Below are 17514 nucleotides of genomic sequence, written 5' to 3'. Positions count from 1 at the left end.
ACGTGGCCGCCAAGGCGCATAGGGTCGAGCCGTCGGCCCGCGGCGAGCTGGAGATCACCACGCTCAACCAGATGTACCTGGAGGAGGGGACGCTGTCCGTCGTGACGCTGGGCCGCGGGTACGCGTGGCTGGACACCGGCACCATGGAGAGCCTGCACGAGGCCGCGGAGTTCGTCCGCGCCGTGGAACACTCCCAGGACCTGCCGGTCTCGGTCCCCGAGGAGATCGCCTGGGAGAACGGCTGGATCACCACCGCCGAGCTCGAGGAGGCCGCCAAGGCCTACGGCAAGTCGGTCTACGGGCAGCACCTGAAGAAGGTCGCCGCCGGCGAGATCGTCAACAGCCCGCGCGAGTACTAGCGCCAGCTTGTTTTCTTTTAGGGGCCACCGTTTATCTGGTGGCCCCTTTCGTTATGATTACGTTGACCATAAAGACAATATGATTGGGAGTGGATGTGTTAAGCGTCTACTTTGGCGATATGCCAGAAGCGATTTACAACACAGCGACATATTTCAAAAACTCTTACCGGTCTTCTTGGATTACGAATCCCTATGCAGTCTCGATAATTAAAGATGTCGATCGATCGGATGTTGTCTCCGAAAACGTCATCGAAAGCCCTGTGCTTGGATCCATCTCCCCACTCCAGCTTTCTGGTGGCGTGAAAACGCTGCTGCTTATGAGATTTGATCGTAAGCAAATTTTTAACGCTTCTACCTGTGGTGACAACTGTGCCAAGTGGATTCTCGACATGGCGAAAGATCGCAAGCTCGTTGTGAATCTCTATCATGTGATGGACTTTGGTCGCGAGGATTTTAAAATTAAAGTCGTGAATAGTGGCCGAATCGTTCACAACATGGCCGAATTGATTCACGAGTCGATTCCGTATCTGTAGGTACTGCTTATGAACGGTTCGCATCTCGTTAAGATTTCCCGCCGCAGGGGAACTAAGTACACATTTACCATCAAGCGGAACATCACTATTGTGCGTGGCGATAGCGGCACGGGTAAGACGACACTGTTTGACATGGTCGCAGACTACATGCGAACGGGCGAGCAGTCGGGTGTTTCCTTGCAATGTGATTGTCCCTGTGTCGCTTTGACCGATTATGATTGGCGAAACCAGCTTTCGTCCGTTCATGACTCGATTGTATTTGTCGATGAGGGCTTAAAAGAGATTCATTCTGATGAGTTTGCCCATCATGTGCTGTATTCCTCGAATTATTTCGTGCTGATCTCAAGGGCTGATTTCCCCAATCTTCCGTATAGCGTGGATGAGATTTACAAGATTAAGACGAGCGGAAAATACCATTCTTTCATCCCTGTTTATCAAGATCGCGGGAATCATCGTTATGCTATTTCCCGGTCGGCGCCAAAACAGGACTTTTCTATCCTTCTATGCGAGGACAGTAGGTCTGGTTTCCAGTTCTTTGAACGGCATTTCGCTGACAGTGAGCTTACCTGTACTTCGGCCATGACGAACAGCGCGATTTTGCGCTGGTTGGATCAGCATCTCGACGATCGCGTGTTTGTTGTTGCGGACGGAGCGGCATTTGGGTGCTATGCGGACCGCGTCCTTAAGCTGCAAGACATTCACCGCGATACTGTTACGGTTTGTCTTCCCGAGTCGTTCGAATGGCTTCTGCTGAGCTCCGGCGTAATTTCAGGGCTAGATGTTAAGACGGTTTTGGAAACCCCAGAAGCCTTTGTAAACAGTGAGAAGTTTAAAAGCTGGGAGGATTTCTTCTATAAGTACTTACGTGAAATAACTGGGGATTCGGTTTTTCACTACGACAAGGACTGCATTCCGGAGGCGTTTTGTACGGGAGGTAATTCTGCGAAGGTTATGGCTCTTATCGCATGCCGAAATGTCCGATAGTTTTGTTGAATAGTGTCGCGTCGTCACTTCCTGCGGCATACTAAAGAAGCTGTACATGCTTCAGATTGGATTTTCATGTCTGAGATTTTTGAACCCAAGAACATCATCGTCACGGGCGGCTGCGGCTTCATCGGCAGCAACTTCGTGCACTACGTGGTCAACAACCACCCCGACGTGCATGTGACCGTCCTGGACAAGCTGACCTACGCCGGCAACCCAGAGAACATCGCCGGGCTGCCCTCCGACCGCGTGGAGCTCGTCGTGGGCGACATCTGCGACGCGGAGCTGCTGGACCGCATCGTCCCGGGCCACGACGCGATCGTGCACTACGCCGCCGAGAGCCACAACGACAACTCCATCGCGGACCCCGAGCCGTTCCTGCGCACCAACGTGGAGGGCACCTTCCGCCTGCTGGAGGCCGTGAGGAAATACGGCGTCCGCTACCACCACGTCTCCACCGACGAGGTCTACGGCGACCTCGCGCTCGACGACCCGGCGAAGTTCACCGAGGAGACGCCGTACCGCCCGTCCTCGCCGTACAGCTCCACCAAGGCGTCCTCCGACATGCTCGTGCGCGCCTGGACCCGCACCTACGGGCTGCGAACCACGATCTCCAACTGCTCCAACAACTACGGTCCCTACCAGCACGTGGAGAAGTTCATCCCCAGGCAGATCACGAACATCATCGACGGCGTCCGCCCCAAGCTCTACGGCCGCGGCGAGAACGTCCGCGACTGGATCCACACCGAGGACCACTCCTCGGCCTGCTGGGACATCCTCGCCAAGGGCCGCATGGGGGAGACCTACCTCATCGGCGCCAATGGGGAGAAGAACAACATCACCGTCCTGCGCATGATCCTCGAGGCGATGGGCCGCGACCCCGAGGACTTCGACTGGGTCGCCGACCGCCCCGGCCACGACCGCCGCTACGCCATCGACAGCACCAAGCTCCAGCGCGAGCTCGGCTGGAGGCCGGCCCACACCGACTTCGCCGGGGGGCTGAAGCAGACGATCGACTGGTACGTCGCCAACGAGTCCTGGTGGCGCCCGGCCAAGGAGGCCACCGAGGCCCGTTACCGCGCACAGGGCCAGTAGGCCACACCCCGGCGAAGCGCACCGCGGGGCGCCCGCGCGGGGCCGCAGGGCATGGGGATGATCCTGCGTCCCCGCGCGGGCACCCCCGGTTATCCAACCTCTTCGATAGGAGCTTTTTCCACATGGCAGATATCGCATTCGAGAAGGACCTCTCCGTCGCCGAGACCGGCATCGAGGGCCTCAAGGTCGTCGACCTGGCCGTCCACGGTGACTCGCGCGGCTGGTTCAAGGAGAACTGGCAGCGCGCCAAGATGACCGCACTGGGCATCCCCGATCTCAGGGTCGTCCAGAACAACATCTCCTATAACGACAGCCGCGGCGTCACCCGCGGCATCCACGCCGAGCCCTGGGACAAGTTCATCTCCGTGGCCCGCGGCTCGGTCTTCGGCGCCTGGGTGGACCTGCGCGAGGGAAGCGAGACCTTCGGCAAGGTCTACACCTGCACGCTCGACCCGTCCAAGGCCATCTACGTCCCGCGCGGCGTGGGCAACTCCTTCCAGGCCCTGGAGGACGGCACCGCCTACACCTACCTGGTGGACGCCCACTGGTCCCTCGAGCTGAAGAGGACCTACACCTTCGTGAACCTCGCCGACCCCGAGCTCGCCATCGAGTGGCCGATCCCGCTGGCCGAGGCCACCGTCTCCGAGGCCGACCTCAACCACCCGATGCTGAAGGACGTCGTCCCCATGGCTCCCAGGCGCACCCTCGTCACCGGCTGCAACGGCCAGCTGGGCCATGCGGTCCGCGCGCTGGCGGAGGAGCGCGGCGTCGCCAAGGACTTCGACTTCTGCGACATCGACCCCTTCGACATGTCAGACCCGGACCCCTACTCCAAGTACGACTGGTCGCTCTACGGCACCGTGATCAACTGCGGCGCCTACACGGCCGTGGATAAAGCGGAGACCCCCGAGGGCCGCGTGACCGCCTGGAAGGCCAACGCGACCGGGCCGGCGCTTCTCGCACGCACCTGCGCCGGGCACGGCATCACCCTGGTCCACGTCTCCTCCGACTACGTCTTCGACGGCACCGCGGAGGTGCATGACGAGGAGGAGCCCCTCAGCCCGCTGTCCGTCTACGGCCAGACCAAGGCCGCCGGCGACATCGCCGTGGCGGGGTGCCCGCGCCACTACATCATGCGAAGCTCCTGGGTCATCGGCGAGGGCCACAACTTCGTCAAGACCATGAAGGGGCTGTCCGACCGCGTCGCCGACCCGGAGGACGGGCTCGCGCAGGTCACCGTCGTGGACGACCAGCTGGGACGCCTGACCTTCACGCGCGACATGGCGCAGGCCATCTTCCACGTGCTGGGGACGCACGCCCCCTATGGGACCTACAACTGCACGGGCTCCGGTTCTGTGAAGAGCTGGGCCGACATCGCCCGCGCCGTCTTCGAGGCCGCCAACGGCAACGGGGATAAGGTCGTGCCGGTCAGCACCGCCGACTACTACGCGAGCGCCGCCGGTCCCGTCGCCCCGCGCCCGGTCCACTCCGCGCTCGACCTTTCCAGGCTCGAGTCGGTCGGGTTCAACATGCCCGACTGGGAGGAAGAGCTGGGGGAGTACCTCAAGACGCTCTAGCCGCTATTAACTTTTCGAGAGTAAAAGCCGCCGCTTGTTAACGGCGGCTTTTCTTATGCCTGGCGTATAGCCCCGCTGCAACAAGGGCGACGTTGGTCGCCAGACTCACTGCAAGCCCCGCAAGGGCACCCGGAGTCTTGTAGGTCATCACGATCCTATTCGCGCCTTTCTGCACGTTCAGGGACGACAGGCCCTTATCGGCGGCGGGCGTTAGTTCTGCGGCGGTTCCGTTTACCGTTATGTTCCAGCCCTCATCGTACGGAACGCTCAACAGCAGGTTGCCGTCATACTTGGCGGTATACTCGCCTTCGATCCTTCCGTCCTTAAAAACCGTCGGAACAAATTCGTTCGTCTTAAGCTCGTTCATAATCTGCTGGAAAACGTCCAGATTGAGGGCGTAAAAGACCGGCTCATTGTCTTGGGGCATGTCCGTATAACCCTCTGCGACTCCGATTGACACCGTATGCTGGCTCGGGGCGTCCGATGCATCCGCAATCTGGCGGATATTATTGTCGAATCTCCAGGCCTCGTTTGTGATCGTTCGCTGGTCGATGGTAAGGGTGACTGGCCAATAACTGCCGGCGGTCGCATCTTTGTTAATGTAGAGGTATCCGATGGACTCCGCCGGAACGGTAACGCTCCATTGCTTTTGGTTCTCACCATTTTCCGTGTTCGTAGCCTCGATTTTGGTATAGAGCTCTACCTCGCGGCCCAGGATTTTGCTGTATAGGTCATTTTGCTTTTCGAAGGGGTTCTTGCCCTCTAACGTGCTGTTTTGAACGCCGCTCGAAGCTGCGATGCCAGCGCTGAGCGCATTGGGATTCTCGTAGACCGTGCTTGCGGAGTCGGTTTGATTTGCCTTTGCCGTAACGTATCCTGCGGGGCTGTGTTCGGCAATGGCGTACTTAACTCCCAGCAGGGCATCGACGGCAAGAATGGGTTCGGCATAACGGGTCGAAAACTCGCCGGCGCTGCTGTATCCAAGGGAGTTGAGCAATGCAATTGCCTGCGGGTTATTTGCGGATGAGTAGGACGACAGCTGGTTGTACCCAAGCGCTAAGCCCTCGTTGAGGGCGGCGCTATCGGTGCGCGTGGTCGTTCGATCGATGCGGTAGAATGACGCAGAATCCTGGTCTTGAATGGCTGTGATCGTGTTGGTTGCGGTAGTCACATAGGTACAGTTGGCATCTTCGGAATAGCCTGCGTACAGTTGGTTCCACATCACATGGGCGTTGATAAACAACTCAATTGCGGTGATTGTCAGGATTGGTAATACGACGGCGGGTCGATAGACATGACGAAATTTGGGCTGGCCCTCGAACACCTGCAACGAATAGCCTGCGGCCCACATCGTAAAGAAGCCCAGCAAAAAGGCTGTGCGCGAATAGAACCCGTTGGGAACGCGCATGCCGCACCAGATGTACTCGAGCGGGCTCAAAACGGAGCTAGCGATCAGGACGGCTGTGACGACGAACGTTGCGATGCGTATCTTGGCCGAAACCTTGCGGTTAAACAGTAGGCTTATTGCAAGTAACATCATGATTACGCCGCAATAGAACTGCGGCGTGTTCCCGTTATTCACCCACATGCCGGGGATGAAGCCCCTGATGAGCGATTTGAGGCCTGTTTTAAGCAAGGGGCCAAGTGCCAGCACGGGGCCGCCTTTTGCCATGGCAAGGATGGTCGGCAAAAAGGTCCAGGCGGACAGGAGCAGCCCAAGCATCATAGCCCCTGCAAATCGTAGGGCCCGGTCGAGCGTGAGCATCCAGCTAAATCCTTCTGCAGCGACGTAATCGACAAACTCAACCAATACGAAGATGCAGAGGAATAGGATGTTGATATAGGCCGTATACCAACAGAACATGACATTGAGAGCAATCGCAATAACGAGGCGTACCATATTTTGTTCGCGAATGAGCTCGTAGCATCCGAAGGCGCAGATGGGTAGCAGGATAAGGCAATCAATCCAGAGCGGATTACACAAATTACTTATGGTCCAGCTGCAAAACGTGAACGAGAGGGATAGCAAGAATGCGGCGGGCTTGGACAGGTCAAAGCGCTTTTGCACATACCAAGCGCTGCTGATGTGGATGCAGCCCAGTTTGAGCGCGGTTATGGCAAATACGAAGAGCGTCAGCTTGTCTGCGGGAAACAGCACGCAGAGCAGGTTGAAGGGGCTGGCGAGGTAGTAGCTATAGAGCCCCCATGTGTTCATGCCGAGTCCCTGCGAGAAGGAATAGCGAAGGTTTGCCTCGCCTAAAAGGACGCGGCGAAACCACGCGAAGAAGTCGATGTATTGGTATTTGAGATCGTTGGTGAGAAACGAGTTGTCGCCAAGGGGGTAGACATGCCCCGCCGCTGCAAGTGCGACAAAGAGTGCGACGGAAAATGCGAAGCAGGCGGCGTAGAACGCCACATTCTTGAGCGTGCTGTTATTGGGCCGTGTCATCAGATTCCTCGTTGGATTCTCGAATGATATAGATGGGACGTCGCTTGGTTTCCAAGTAGGCTTTTGCCAAGTATTCACCGATGATTCCCAGGCACAGGAGCTGCATGCCGCCAAACAGCGTTATGAGGCAGGCAAGGGAGGGCCATCCGCCTACGGGGTCGCCCCAAACAAGCGTTTTGACCAGGATGACGATAAATCCCAGGATGGCGATGAGACAGAAAACGATACCCGTGAGGGCGGCGAGGGAGAGCGGCGCTGTGGAAAAAGCGACGATGCCGTCGATGGAATAGAGGAGCAGCGACCAAAAGCTCCATTTGGTCTCGCCGGCCACGCGGTTGACGTTTACGTAGGGGAGCCATTTGGTTTTGAAGCCAACCCAGCCGTAAATGCCCTTGGAGAATCGGTTGTATTCGCCCATGGAGATGATGGCGTTGACCATAAGTCGCTTCATGAGCCTAAAATCGCGTGCTCCGTCGACGATGTCGGCCTTTGAAATGCGGTTGATGATCTTGTAGAACATACGGGCACAGAACGACCTGATGGGAGGCTCGCCTTCGCGGGTGGTCCTGCGTGTGGCGACGTTGTCGTAGTTTTCGGTCTGCAAGATCTCGTACATCTGCGGTAGGAGCGAGGGCGGGTCCTGCATGTCGGCGTCCATGGTGGCGACATAGTCGCCCTTTGCGTGCTGGAGTCCGGCGAGTAGCGCCGCCTCCTTGCCAAAGTTGCGCGAGAAAGAGTGCCAGCAGATGGCGTATGGATGCGCCGCCGCGGCTTCTGCTTTCATGACGGCAAGCGTTTTGTCTGCCGAGCCATCGTCGATGAGGACGGCTTCAAAGGAGATCTCGGGGTCCTGCTGAGTCATGATGCGAACGACGCCATCGAGCTCTTTGAGAAAGATCGGAAGTGATTCCTGCTCGTTGTAGCACGGCACGACGATGGAGATGAGCGGCATGGTGGTTTACCTCTCGCTTGGCTTGGAAGTAGGGTGGCCGGGCTGGTCATCGTAGGCGTATTTGCTGTACACGTTGACCTCCCACTGCTTTTTCTCAACCTTTGCCACAGAATCCAGGATGAATCCGGTCGCAAGGCTCAGACCGCACAGGAACATAAACGACGCGGCGAGTATGGCGGTGGGGAAGCGCGGGACCAGGCCGGTCTGAAAGTACTCGACAACGATGGGCATGCCCAGGGCAAGGCCGATTACCGCAAACAGAAGCGCGACGAGGCTGAAGAACTTCAGCGGGCGGTAGTCCTTGAACAGCGTGCCGATCATCGCGACGACTTTAATGCCGTCGCTCACGGTATTGAGCTTGGACTCGGAGCCTTCCGGACGGTCGCGGTACTCGATGGGCACATCTTTGATGCGCCAGCGGTGGTCGACGGCGTGGATTGAGAGCTCGGTTTCGATCTGGAAGCCCTCGGAAAGCACGGGGAAGGTTTTGACGAACGGACGGCTCATGGCGCGGTAGCCGGTCATGACATCATCGAAGCTGTAGCCATAGATCCACTTGATCATGGCGCGGACCAGATTGTTGCCAAAGCCGTGGAAGGCACGCTTGTTTTCCTCGGCGTAGGTGCCGTTGGAAAGGCGGTCGCCTACGGTCATATCGGCCGTGCCGTTAAGGATGGGCTCGCAGAGGGCTTTGGCCGCCTCGGCGGGGTAGGTGTCGTCTCCGTCGACCATCAGGTAGCAATCGGCGTCGATGTCGCGAAACATCTGGCGGCATACGTTGCCCTTTCCCTGACGGGGTTCAAGGCGCACCGTGGCGCCGTGCTCGGTGGCGATGCGTGAGGTGTCGTCCGACGAGTTGTTGTCATAGACATAGACCGTCGCTTGCGGAAGCTCACGGTGAAAGTCGTCGATGACTTTTCCGATGGTGACTGCCTCGTTGTAACAGGGGATAATAACGGCAATCGTTTGCTCGGCCATGAAGGTTCCTTTGGTCGCGTACAATCGAATCGTTTGTTTCGTGGTTAGGATGGGCGCATTGATTCGAGAGTTCAGGTTATTAGATGTGACACGTGCTGTTTTGCTGCTTGCAGCAAGCATCGCTACGGTGACGTATTGTAGTGGTTCCTTCGACCTGTTTCCATCAGTCTTGGCATGTGTTGCGATAATCGCATCATTGGTTAATTTCAATAAGTTTGCGTGCAGGGATTTTGCATTTCCGTCGGTTGTCGGTAGAGCTTGCTGCTTAGTGATTTCCCTTGTTTTTTCGTTTGTTCTTGTGCTGGGAGCGCATATTCGTGTGACTGAACCGGTGATTGCCGGCGGGATTTACGAGAACTATATTGAGCCGTATTCCGCGATTGATTTTGTTGCTTTTTGGGTGATGTCGGCGCTGGTCTTTTGGGTCTTGTCGGTGCTTGTTCAGCTGTCTTGTCGTTGCCGCTGCTGTGTTTTCTGCAATGACTCGCTGCGGACTAATGATGGTGACTCGTCCATTCGACTCCTATCTGTTGCGGTCCGTGCTCTAGTGATATTTCTTTTGTATCTCCCGTTCTTCCTGAGGTATTGTCCCGGCCTGTTTTTTGGGGATACCTTCTCGTCGTTCGCTCAGATTATGGGGTGGAACCCTTTGAGCAACCATCATCCGGTTGCATTCACCATGATGATGGCTGCTTGTATCAAAATTGCAGGCCTTATGGGGATGAGCCCTTCGGTGGGCGTTGCCTTGCTAACGGTGCTTCAGATGGCCTGTGTTGCCAGCACGTTTGGCTATCTTTCAATTTGGGTGACTTCCCGCTTGGGGGTCTCCTCTCGCTGGGCTTGGCTGCTCGTAGTCTATTTTGGCTTGTCACGGTATTGCGCTCTTTATTCTGTGGCGCTTTGGAAAGACCCGTTGTTTTCCTGCTGTCTTGTCTTGATGGTGACCATGCTTGCCGATGCCGTCACGGGAAAGGATTCCCGGTCGAGCGCGTTGCGTTTGCTCGTTTTTGGTGCCCTAGCGTTGGGCGTTATGCTTCTACGGAATAACGGTTTGTATATTTGCGCTGCGCTATTCGTGGTGCTTGCGATAGTTGTAGCTTTGGGCCGACTCGGCTGCATTGCCCCGATGAAACCTGCCTCTCGTTTGGCCGTATCTCTTGGATTTGCGCTTGTCACATGCTTGGTTATTACGGGGCCCGTGTACTCGGCTCTGGGCGTTGTTCCATCGGAGGATGTTGAGTCAGTGGGTATTCCGCTTGCTCAGATGGCTCGCGTTGCCGCGCTCGATGGCGGAATGTCCGAGTCCGACCGTTCTTATATGAACGAGCTGCTCCCGCTTGATCGTTACAAGGAGGTTTACCACCCCAGTATTATCGATCCGCTTAAATGGAACGATGACTTTAATTCGGACCATTTAAAGGATGGATTCTGGGCTCATTGGGCCTTGATGCTTTCGCGTAACCCTTCGATATACTTTGAGGCGTGGGAACTGCAGACGTTTGGTTTTTGGACCCCAAATGTAAAGGGTGCTGACGGTCTGCCTGAAAACTTTCTCATGGGCGTTCCGTATAACCTTGTGGCCGACGCAAAGGCTTCTACGGGAGTTACATTTCGCAACTTGCTTGCGCCCCTTGGCGATGATGTTGATGTGGCGATTGGACTGAGCGCTTGGTCTATTCCTGGCGCCGTTGTCTTTTGGTTGCTCATGTTTTCGACAGCACTGTTGGTGTCTTGTGGTCGCGCAAGGTTTGCTTTGCCGCTTTTGCCATTTTTGTTGTTGTACGGGACGCTCTTTATTGCCAGTCCTATTTGGTACTGGCCTCGTTATATCGTGGCTGCTCAATTTGGTCTTCCTGCCGTGCTTGTGGTGGTCGCTCGCGGCATGCTGTCTGATGGAAGACGTCCCGAAAACGATGTTGTGGGATAGTTTTCCAGTTTCGCAATGCCGCCTTCCGGTGCTAGGAGCGGGTCTATACTGTTCGTTTGTCAACGATTACGAGTAAAGGAGTTGCATCCGTGTCGGATCAGACAAAGCAACAAGAAACTCGCAGTCTGCCTGCGACGTTTGCTAAGAACGAATTTGAGAAGGACGCGTTTATCCTTCGTCAGCTGGTTACCAAGGATTTTAAGATCAAGTATCGCCGTAGCGTTCTGGGCGTCGCATGGTCGGTGCTCAACCCGCTGCTGATGATGATCGTCATGGCCATCGTGTTCTCGACGATTTTCGCTCAGGGCCGCAATGGTTCGATTACGCCCGAGATGTACCCGCTGTACTTGATCGTGGGTAACGTTACCTTTGCCGTTATGTCCGAGTCTACGAACCAGGCGCTGACGTCGATTGTGGGCGCGGCTCCGCTGCTTAAGAAGGTTAAAGTGCACCGCTGGGTCTTCCCGGTGCAGAAGGTGCTCTTCTCGCTGGTTAACTTTGCCTTCTCGCTGGTCGCTGTTGCCATCGTTATGCTGTGGTTCCACGTTATGCCTTCTTGGCACCTGATTCTGCTGCCGGTCTGCCTACTGCTGCTTATGTGCTTCTGCATGGGCCTGGGCATGATGCTCTCCGCCCTCACGGTCTTCTTCCGCGATGTCATGCATCTGTGGAGCGTCGTCATTACGGCGTGGACTTACATCACGCCTATTTTCTGGACGACCGACTTCGTTGCGCAAATGCCGCATCTCGTGCGCATTCTGGTCTATGCGAACCCCATGTATAACTACCTGCAGTTTATGCGCGATATCTTCCTGTTCCAGACTACGCCTTCGCTTGTGACGTTTGGTATGTGCGTTGCTTGGGCGGTTCTTGCGCTTGTTATTGGCTACACCGTGTTCCATAAGTCTGAGCGCAAGTTCATCCTCTACATCTAAGGAGTGCTGTGATGACTGAATCTGTTGTTGATTACAGCGAGCAGCCTCTGGCTGTCGAGGTCGACGACGTCACCATGATCTTTAACATGGCGTCCGAGTCGCTGACCAACCTCAAGGAGTACTTCATCAAGCTTGCCAAGCACGAGTTGTTCTTTGAGGAGTTTAGGGCGCTCAAACACATCTCGTTCGATATTCATCGTGGCGAGGTCGTGGGTCTGGTCGGCACCAATGGCTCCGGCAAGTCTACGATGCTCAAGATTATCGCTGGCGTGCTTGAGCCTAGCGAGGGCAGCGTTAAGGTGCACGGTAACATCGCGCCTCTGATTGAGCTTGGTGCCGGCTTTGACCCCGAGCTGACCGCCCGCGAGAACATCTATCTAAACGGCGCCCTGCTCGGCTATACCAAGGAGTTCATCGACGCCAACTTTGACGGCATTATCGAGTTCGCTGAGCTGCAGAACTTTGTCGATATGCCGCTTAAGAACTTCTCCTCGGGCATGGTGGCGCGTATCGCCTTTGCAATCGCGACGATTACCGAGCCCGATATTCTGATCGTTGACGAGACGCTGTCCGTCGGTGACGTGTTCTTCCAGCAGAAGTGCGAGGCCCGCATCCAGCACTTTATCCAGAGCGGCGACGTGACGGTTCTGTTCGTTTCGCACTCCATGGAGCAGGTTGAGCGCATCTGCCAGCGTGCCGTTTGGATCGAGAAGGGTGACCTTCGCATGGACGGCCCGGTCGATGAGGTCTGCAAGGCGTATCGCGAGCAGTTCAACTAGGTTATAATTACTTGCGCCTGACAGGCTTGCGCTTGCTTGGGCGTGCGGTTATTTGCTCCATTAGCTCAGTTGGATAGAGCAGGGGACTTCTAATCCCAAGGTCGACGGTTCGAATCCGCCATGGAGCACCTATAGCGTTTTAAGACCCGGTCATTATGCCGGGTCTTTGCTTTTTGAGACATGTGCCGTGCTATTGTTTAAACTCGGGCTGCAAGACATGGGGATGACTTGCAGCCTTTTTATTCGCTATATGTAATGAAGCTCTACAAGTAGGCCAGACGCAGCAATCACTTTATCGGTGTCTTGGTATTATGTTTCATAAATGTCGGTCGGCCGTTATTCTTTGGGAGCTTGCAATGATCGATTATCGCAATCCGTATACGCCCGGTGCGGGCGCGATGCCCAAGTATCTTGCCGGGCGCGACGATATTCTCGAAGCGGCTTCTCTTCAACTCAAGGCGCTTGCTGCGAACTACCAGAGCCGTTCGCTTGTTTTGTACGGCCTTAGGGGCGTTGGTAAAACAGTATTGCTTAACTCGATCGAATCAGTAGCCGAGGGCGAGGGTATTCTTGTCCGCCATATTGAGGTCGAAGAGAAGAAGGGTTTGATTGCTCCTTTGGCTTCGGCTTGTTGCTCGCTATCGGCTTCGCTTAATCGAATTGAACTCGTTAAGAGTAAATTGGAACAGATTAAGAACCTGTTTGCATCCTTAACGCTATCTGTTGATGCGGGCGATGGCTCGTTGTCTCTGGGCTTTAATGAAGAGGTTCTTGGGGCGTCTCTCGCCTCGTCTCATAATCTATCTGGCGATTTTACCGATATACTTGTCGTTCTAGGAAAATATGCTCAAGCTGCAGGATCTTCGATTTTTATTGGAATTGACGAGCTGCAGTATGCCAGTAAAGAAGAACTTGAAGCCTTGGCGTGCGCGCTTCATCGCGCGACCCAGCTTGGCCTTCCCGTTATGTTTGGCTGTGCCGGCTTGCCCAAGCTTCTAAAGATGCTGGGCGAAGACAAGACCTATTCCGAGAGGCAGTTTAGCTTCGTGAAGGTCGATTCGCTTCCTCGTGACAAGGCGGTTGAGGCTATTGTCAGGCCCGCACAAAAGCTTGATGTGCGCTATTCCGACGAGGCTGTCGATGTCATCATTGACTATACAGAGGGCTACCCGTATTTCATCCAGGAGCTTTGTTCGACCATTTGGACTTCATCCGATAGTAAGTTCATTTCACTAGAAACCGTGCTCGGCTGCACCTCTATAACGGATATGCGTCTTGACGAAGGTTTCTTTAGCGTTAGATACGATCGATGCACTCCAAGGCAAAAGGAGTTTTTGATTGCCATGGTTCGCTGCGGCGAGCTTCCCTGTACGCTCGCGAATGTGGCTCATTATATGGGGAGAGACGTTTCGTCTATTGGACCCCTACGAGCTCAATTAATTAGCAAGGGCATGATTTACTCCGCCGCAAGAGGAGAGGTTGATTTTACTGTACCTCAGTTTGATCGATATCTGAGGCGTACAGAACGAATTGACTAGTTCGCTAATAACAGGAGGTCTGGCGCAGCCCATGAACGCTGCGCCAGACCTCCTGTTTGCTTATATCGGCTTGCTGAGCCCTCGCCTCTACGCCTCAGTCGGCTCCACGCCCAGTTCGTTGCGGACAAGCTCGAAGGCCGCGGCGATGGCCTTGTCCATGTCGTAGTACTTGTAGCCGCCCAGGCGTCCGGCAAAGATCACGTCGCCCTCCTGCGCCGCCAGCTCCTCGTACTGCCTGTAGAGGGCCTCGTTCTTGGCGTCGTTGATGGGGTAGTAGGGCTCGTCGCCGGGCTTCCAGTCCGCCGGGTATTCGCGCGTGATGACGGTCTTGTCCTGTGTGCCGAACTCGAAGTGCTTGTGCTCGATGACGCGCGTGTAGGGGACCTCGCGCTCGGTGTAGTTGACCACGGCCACGCCCTGGTGGTCCTGCTCGTCGAGCGTCTCGGTCTCGAAGCGCAGGCTGCGGTACTCGAGCGTGCCCAGCTTGAAGTCGTAGAACGCGTCGATGGGGCCGCAGTAGATCGTCCTGGCGGCGATATCGGGCTCGGCGGCGACCAACTCCTTGTACTCCACGCCGCAGCGCACCTCGACGCCCTCGAGCATGTTGGTGATCATCTTGGTGTAGCCGCCCATGGGGATGCCCTGGTAGCGGTCGTTGAAGTAGTTGTTGTCGTAGGTGAAGCGGCAGGGGAGGCGCTTTATGATGCTTGCGGGCAGATCCTTGCAGTCGCGGCCCCACTGCTTCTCGGTGTAGCCCTTCACGAGCGTTTCGAAGATGTCGCGGCCCACGAGGGACAGCGCCTGCTCCTCGAGGTTTGCCGGCTCGCCGATGTTCTCGGCGGCCACCTGCTCGGCGATCTTGGCCTTGGCGTCCGCCGGCGTGACGACGCCCGGCCACATCTTGGCGAAGGTGTTCATGTTGAAGGGCATGTTGTACATGTTGCCGTGGAAGTTGGCGACCGGCGAGTTGACGTAGTTGTTGAACTCGGCGAAGCGGTTGACGTAGTCCCAGACGTCCTTCATGGAGGTGTGGAAGATATGTGCGCCGTAGCGGTGGACCTGGATGCCCTCGACGTCCTCGGTGTAGATGTTGCCGGCGATGTGGTCGCGGCGGTCGATGACTAGGACCGACTTGCCGGCGCGCCTGGCGGCATTGGCGAATACGGCGCCCGAGAGGCCGGCACCGACGACGAGGTAATCGTACTGGGACATGGATGTGCTCCTTTGTATGTAATCAAATAGTTACTTAAGATTTGGGACAAATAAACCTGATAATTCTGTTCCAAGGATTAGTGTACCAGGCGTGTTGTAGGCTTTCTTTCAGCAGCTTCAGCTCATGTGCATAGCCCCGGTTTCTAGATGATTTAAAGAATCTGCTAATTCGTCCTCAAACACTCCGGTAAGACTTTCGATAGGGCATTCATTGCCTGCGGCTTTAGGTACTGCTCGTTGAGCCGTGCCTTTCTGTAGACGTAGCGAGTGTCTGCCGAGTACTTGATCAATACGTCGGTGAAGAACCGCTCCCAGCTCAGGTAGTCGCGGCTTTCGATATAGCTTGAGGGATCCTCGAGGATTTTTAAGATATCGTTACTGGGAATGAGGCCAGATTGCAGGAGTGTCCACTCGAATGATTCGGGGAGGAACAAGCGTACGTTCTTGTAAACGCGCTGTCCGAGCACCTTTTCGATGTAGGGACCAAATGCTGCTCCGTCTCCAATAGCAAGGATGTTTTGCTCGGGACATTCGTGAATCGTACGTTTTAGATTCGCAACGCCGGTGGCGGTATAGCAGGGGATCCCGAGTCGGTTGCAAAGAGCGTCGTAGAATTGATAGCCAGATTTGCTATCCTCAACAACTACGGCGTCGGGTACCTCGAATCCAACATTTAGGTCCTGGTAAAGCATGTTTGCTGTGTGGCTGTATATCGGTTTTGTTACCGAGTAGAAGCGTTTATCGCTCTTTCGACCATTGATTGTTTTACTCGTGGTGTTTACCAGCTTTAGGATTTCGTCGACACTGTAGGGAAGCTCGCTGGCGTCTCGACGAGATATCAGAACAAAATAGTTGGACGACCCGTTAACGGCTTTTGCGAAGTCTTTTGAGTAGATAAATTCGTTGCCCTCATCTAAAAAGATTATTGAGTCCTCGATAATCGAAAGCTCGCGCTTCCAACGTCTGCCGGAAAGCGTTTCGCAGGGCACGTCGCAGCTGAGTGTAACGCCGCTTTCCGGTCCTCGGTCGTTGTAGTCGCGAATCATCGAGATGAGCGTCGTTTTGCCCGTTCCGCTGTTGCCGCGTATAAAGGAAATATTGCGCTTAAACGTGAGCGTGTATTTGACCTTTGCGCGCTCTACGACAACGGTATGCGTTCCCTTCATTACTCATCGACATCCAAAAAGTCATTCGTGGCACCGACGAACTCCTGCATGTTCTTGACGATGCGGCCGTCATTTTCAATACGGATTTCGAAACGCTTCCAGGGGAATTTCATGATGTGATAAAGGGTTACCAGCACGTCTTGCTCTTTGCCAATCTTGAGCAGCCAGCGAGCGCAGTTATCTCCGCAAGTGGATGCATTGAACACCATGTTTGGGAGATTGCGCACCAGCAGCAGCGTCTTAACGCCGCCGGACAGTTCGAGTGGGGTGATTGAGCCCAGCTGCTTGCTTACGATGTTGTGGGGACCGATGAGCTCTGATCCGTCCACGCTTTTAATAATCCGTGCGGCCATAGGGTCTTCGAACCATGAGTCCAAGTATGAGTTCCTAAAATAGGTTTCGGTATCGTAGATGGAACCGGGGTAATCCCCCAGGTGAATGCTCAGCATGTGCGTCTCCAGACGTTGTGTGACTGCAATGATTATATGCCAGTAATAAAGTGCCGCCAGTAGCGAGGTTGCTGCTGGCGGCACTGGCATTATTAGCGTATGAATCGCGTTGATGGATTTGCTCGCGAGGCTACTTTTCGAGACGTTCCCCCAGCAGCTCCAACGCGTGGGCGTAGCCTTGGAGGCCTTCGCCGGTGATGGTGGCGAAGCAGGCCAGGCGGGCGTAGCTTACCTGGCGGAAGTCCTCGCGGGTCTCGACGGCGCTTATGTGGACCTCCACGGCCGGGATGGCGACGGCCTTAAGGGCGTCGAGGATCGCCACACTCGTGTGCGTGTAAGCTGCCGGGTTGATGACGATGCCGTCGACCTTGCCGTAGGCCTCCTGGATCTTGTCGACGATGCTGCCCTCGTGGTTAGACTGGAAGACCTCGACCTCGTCGAAGCCCTGTGCAGCACCCGCTTCCTGGCAGATCTGCACTAAGCGGTCGTAGTTGTCGCTGCCATAGATGCCCGGCTCGCGAATGCCGAGCATGTTGAGGTTGGGGCCGTTGATGACGAGTGCTTTCATGGTTGCTTCCTTT

General features: G+C 55.6%; 16 protein-coding genes and 1 tRNA gene. 10 read left to right on the top strand and 7 right to left on the bottom strand.

Translation table 11 applies throughout. The features are described from left to right. From DW925_RS04350 to DW925_RS04330, 5 genes are all read left to right on the top strand, one after another. On the top strand, nucleotides 1-359 hold a 359-nt coding region (locus tag DW925_RS04350; protein ID WP_255415188.1), incomplete at its 5' end, for a sugar phosphate nucleotidyltransferase. 95 nt (nucleotides 360-454) lie between these two features. Further along, nucleotides 455-892 carry a DUF4869 domain-containing protein gene (locus tag DW925_RS04345; RefSeq protein ID WP_117790449.1) on the top strand — a complete coding sequence of 146 codons (438 nt, stop codon included), beginning with the start codon at nucleotides 455-457 and terminating at the stop codon, nucleotides 890-892. Nucleotides 893-901: 9 nt separating this feature from the next. Next, nucleotides 902-1876, top strand: coding sequence for a hypothetical protein (locus DW925_RS04340; protein WP_117790442.1), 975 nt, complete (start codon nucleotides 902-904; stop codon nucleotides 1874-1876). Nucleotides 1877-1951: 75 nt separating this feature from the next. Then, nucleotides 1952-2971 carry a dTDP-glucose 4,6-dehydratase gene (rfbB, locus tag DW925_RS04335; RefSeq protein WP_117790441.1) on the top strand — a complete coding sequence of 340 codons (1020 nt, stop codon included), beginning with the start codon at nucleotides 1952-1954 and terminating at the stop codon, nucleotides 2969-2971. A gap of 122 nt (nucleotides 2972-3093) precedes the next feature. Then, nucleotides 3094-4548: a sugar nucleotide-binding protein gene (locus tag DW925_RS04330; protein ID WP_117790440.1), complete on the top strand. Its 1455-nt coding sequence runs from the start codon at nucleotides 3094-3096 to the stop codon at nucleotides 4546-4548. 37 nt (nucleotides 4549-4585) lie between these two features. Here DW925_RS04330 and DW925_RS04325 read toward each other — a convergent pair whose 3' ends face one another. The 3 genes from DW925_RS04325 to DW925_RS04315 are packed head-to-tail and all read right to left on the bottom strand — an operon-like array spanning nucleotide 4586 to nucleotide 8927. Beyond that, nucleotides 4586-6964 (bottom strand): YfhO family protein, encoded by a 2379-nt coding sequence (locus DW925_RS04325; protein ID WP_158565739.1) that lies wholly within the window; start codon nucleotides 6962-6964, stop codon nucleotides 4586-4588. Nucleotides 6965-6980: 16 nt separating this feature from the next. After that, nucleotides 6981-7949, bottom strand: coding sequence for a glycosyltransferase family 2 protein (locus DW925_RS04320; RefSeq protein WP_117790438.1), 969 nt, complete (start codon nucleotides 7947-7949; stop codon nucleotides 6981-6983). 6 nt (nucleotides 7950-7955) lie between these two features. Then, nucleotides 7956-8927: a glycosyltransferase family 2 protein gene (locus tag DW925_RS04315; RefSeq protein WP_117790437.1), complete on the bottom strand. Its 972-nt coding sequence runs from the start codon at nucleotides 8925-8927 to the stop codon at nucleotides 7956-7958. Nucleotides 8928-8985: 58 nt separating this feature from the next. On the opposite strand from DW925_RS04315, the gene DW925_RS04310 reads away from it, so the two are divergent. The 5 genes from DW925_RS04310 to DW925_RS04290 all read left to right on the top strand — a co-directional run bounded on the left by DW925_RS04310 (nucleotide 8986) and on the right by DW925_RS04290 (nucleotide 14106). Then, the gene (locus DW925_RS04310; RefSeq protein ID WP_147349510.1) at nucleotides 8986-10854 is read left to right on the top strand and encodes a DUF6020 family protein; all 1869 of its coding nucleotides are present in this window, start codon (nucleotides 8986-8988) and stop codon (nucleotides 10852-10854) included. 89 nt (nucleotides 10855-10943) lie between these two features. Further along, on the top strand, nucleotides 10944-11789 hold the full coding sequence (locus DW925_RS04305; RefSeq protein WP_233540226.1) for an ABC transporter permease: 846 nt from the start codon (nucleotides 10944-10946) through the stop codon (nucleotides 11787-11789). A gap of 11 nt (nucleotides 11790-11800) precedes the next feature. Further along, nucleotides 11801-12568 (top strand): ABC transporter ATP-binding protein, encoded by a 768-nt coding sequence (locus DW925_RS04300; protein WP_006236046.1) that lies wholly within the window; start codon nucleotides 11801-11803, stop codon nucleotides 12566-12568. A 54-nt stretch (nucleotides 12569-12622) separates the two neighbouring features. After that, nucleotides 12623-12696, top strand: a tRNA-Arg gene (locus DW925_RS04295). A 228-nt stretch (nucleotides 12697-12924) separates the two neighbouring features. Further along, nucleotides 12925-14106: an ATP-binding protein gene (locus DW925_RS04290; RefSeq protein WP_158565738.1), complete on the top strand. Its 1182-nt coding sequence runs from the start codon at nucleotides 12925-12927 to the stop codon at nucleotides 14104-14106. 87 nt (nucleotides 14107-14193) lie between these two features. Here DW925_RS04290 and glf read toward each other — a convergent pair whose 3' ends face one another. From glf to aroQ, 4 genes are all read right to left on the bottom strand, one after another. Beyond that, nucleotides 14194-15318 carry a UDP-galactopyranose mutase gene (gene glf, locus DW925_RS04285; RefSeq protein WP_117790434.1) on the bottom strand — a complete coding sequence of 375 codons (1125 nt, stop codon included), beginning with the start codon at nucleotides 15316-15318 and terminating at the stop codon, nucleotides 14194-14196. Nucleotides 15319-15482: 164 nt separating this feature from the next. Further along, nucleotides 15483-16484: a translation initiation factor 2 gene (locus DW925_RS04280; RefSeq protein ID WP_117790433.1), complete on the bottom strand. Its 1002-nt coding sequence runs from the start codon at nucleotides 16482-16484 to the stop codon at nucleotides 15483-15485. Beyond that, nucleotides 16484-16933: a DUF4869 domain-containing protein gene (locus DW925_RS04275; RefSeq protein ID WP_117790432.1), complete on the bottom strand. Its 450-nt coding sequence runs from the start codon at nucleotides 16931-16933 to the stop codon at nucleotides 16484-16486. The genes DW925_RS04280 and DW925_RS04275 overlap by 1 nt, the downstream gene beginning before the upstream one ends. A gap of 130 nt (nucleotides 16934-17063) precedes the next feature. Continuing rightward, the gene (gene aroQ, locus DW925_RS04270; protein ID WP_117790431.1) at nucleotides 17064-17501 is read right to left on the bottom strand and encodes a type II 3-dehydroquinate dehydratase; all 438 of its coding nucleotides are present in this window, start codon (nucleotides 17499-17501) and stop codon (nucleotides 17064-17066) included. Nucleotides 17502-17514 lie beyond the last annotated feature (13 nt).

Source organism: Collinsella sp. AM43-1 (assembly GCF_003467925.1).
Lineage (GTDB): Bacteria > Actinomycetota > Coriobacteriia > Coriobacteriales > Coriobacteriaceae > Collinsella.
Note: the sequence above shows the minus strand (reverse complement) of the source record. Positions and strands in the feature narration are given on the sequence as shown.